4 protein-coding genes are annotated in these 2,128 nt (G+C 56.0%); 3 read left to right on the top strand and 1 reads right to left on the bottom strand.

The features are described from left to right. Nucleotides 1-262: 262 nt before the first annotated feature. From M3436_20910 to M3436_20900, 3 genes are all read left to right on the top strand, one after another. Nucleotides 263-496: a DUF411 domain-containing protein gene (locus M3436_20910; GenBank protein ID MDQ3566425.1), complete on the top strand. Its 234-nt coding sequence runs from the start codon at nt 263-265 to the stop codon at nt 494-496. A 258-nt stretch (nt 497-754) separates the two neighbouring features. Further along, the gene (locus tag M3436_20905; protein MDQ3566424.1) at nt 755-940 is read left to right on the top strand and encodes a hypothetical protein; all 186 of its coding nucleotides are present in this window, start codon (nt 755-757) and stop codon (nt 938-940) included. Nucleotides 941-982: 42 nt separating this feature from the next. Then, a complete protein-coding gene (locus M3436_20900; GenBank protein MDQ3566423.1) occupies nt 983-1,324 on the top strand; it encodes a hypothetical protein in 342 nt (113 codons plus the stop codon). 81 nt (nt 1,325-1,405) lie between these two features. Here the strand turns inward: M3436_20900 and M3436_20895 are convergent, their stop codons facing one another. After that, nucleotides 1,406-2,119, bottom strand: a complete 714-nt coding sequence (locus M3436_20895; GenBank protein MDQ3566422.1) for an AI-2E family transporter — start codon at nt 2,117-2,119, stop codon at nt 1,406-1,408. Nucleotides 2,120-2,128: the final 9 nt, after the last annotated feature.

Below are 2,128 nucleotides of genomic sequence, written 5' to 3'. Positions count from 1 at the left end.
TTTCACTGCCCCGACAATGCCTCAGCCCACAGTTTCTGACTCACTATCCCGTGTGATTGACCACCCACACGCACTGCGATAAAGTCTCACCGACGCAAAAAGGCGGTTTGAAAATACTATCCACATCCACCCACTATCCACTATCCACTATCCACTATCCACGGATGCTGCAAGGATGGGTCGAGCACATGCGTCAAAACGGCTTTGAGGTTAAAGCTCTTGATGTATAGGAAACTTAGACGAGATTAAAAGAAAGCATGCGGTGCCTGGACACCTTGCCGCCTGTCACACCTCCATCGCCGGGGGCTATGTGGTCGAGGGACACGTACCGGCGGATGCGGTCAAACGCTTACTGTCGGAACGCCCAAAGGTCACGGGGATCGCCGTGCCAGGCATGCCCATGGGCTCTCCCGGCATGGAAGGGGAGCGAAAAGACGCCTATGAAATCATTTCGTTTGACCCCGCGGGCGAGACCAAGGTGTTCGAGCGGCGCTAAATCGGAGGGCGCTGAATCGCTGTTTCCCGTGCATGCTTCGGGGGTGAAGCGCAGAAGCGGGACGTTGACGTACGCAAGCGTGTCCGCTGCTACGCGTGGTGCAGGCAGTGGACGGTTATCTCCGGCGGGCAGTTGATTCCATGCCTATCCGGTTGACGTTCAAGACCCCTATGAGTAGTACTCGGGTAAGGCGTAACCACCAATCGGTAGTACCGTTGGGCGCAAACCGGATAGGCATGGTTGATTCTTACCTCCACGATGGATGAACTCGCGCTATCCACATCCACGCCATGGCCCGATCACTGGGTGGTCTACGCCGGTGGACTCACCGAAGGCGGTGGTCGCATTGCCTTCGACGTCTACTCGTGGGGGAACGTGTACCACATCGACAACAGCCTCGATCACTTCGAGAACTGCTTTTACGGGATCGTCACCGGATTCTGACGCAGCCCGACGCTCGCCACCAATTGCATACGGAGAACTCACATGTCCGATACCAGTCACCTCGTCACCTCCTACCAGGTCGAGATCAAAGGCGACCGAGCCCTCCTGACGCTCGAGAGCACGGAGACCCCCAATATGATGGGAGGCGCTCGCATCGCCAGGGCCGAGTACTCGTCCGGAGCGGAACCGACCGAATTGATCAATCGCGGCGGTTTCCTGTCGATGAAGCGGCCCATCGAGCTGCTCGTACCGACGCTCGACCTGCTGCGCAACGAGTCGCCCGTCTATCTCCACGGCGACGGCACCGTCGCCACCCTCGCCGAAACTGTCGGTGAGAGCGAGCCGAACACGGAAGAGGCCCCAGACACTTCCGACCCAGAGTGATCGGCACCCACTGCCAGGACCATCGGCCGTTGACCGAGCGCTCCTGGGTCTGAGCGCATGGGTCCAGCTTCGTACTGCGGCTCAGTTCTCGTTTCGGTCGGACCGCAAGCTCCGCGGCCGAAACAAGGCGACTGTAGTGATTGGTCGGCTCGCCTCCGTTATCGGGAGAACTCCGAGATCGCCGATACGCGCAATCATGAGGTCCCAGTCGCGCAATACGTAAAACAACACCACCGGCACGAGCACCAGATTAATCACGAATTCGACTAATGCGAGACCACCGGTTTTCAAACTAGGTATCAGCTTGGCCGCGAAACTTTTGGCGGCGGGAAGATTCTCCATCAGCGCCTGTTTTATTCCCTGGATATCCAGTACGAAATCAATTCCGAAACGATGCAACCAGGGTGTTATGTAAACGCTTAGCGCTTCCAGATGTTGCGGATAACGTTGCATCAATGTTATCGCCTGCTGTTCGAACAAAGGCACCAGAATGACCACGATCAAGATCACAAGCCCGATCAACAAGAACATGACGATGACGACACCGAGTGTACGAGGAATTTTTTTGGCTTCCAGCCGATCCACCAGCGGGTCGCCCATGTAAGCCAGAATCGCAGCTAATAAAAACGGCGTCAGAATCGGGCTCAAGAGGTAAATGAGAACGGCAATGACCACGGCAAGCACGAGCCAGAAAAAAGATCGCGCGCTTAAAATTTGTTCAGAAGACATTAGGTTAAAGTCGGTGGCGCTTGCGGTTGATCTTCGAGCGGTAACTTTTAGCGGTTGACGATTCATAACTCAATT

The sequence above is a fragment of the Pseudomonadota bacterium genome (genome assembly GCA_030859565.1).
Lineage (GTDB): Bacteria > Pseudomonadota > Gammaproteobacteria > JACCXJ01 > JACCXJ01 > USCg-Taylor.
Note: the sequence above shows the minus strand (reverse complement) of the source record. Positions and strands in the feature narration are given on the sequence as shown.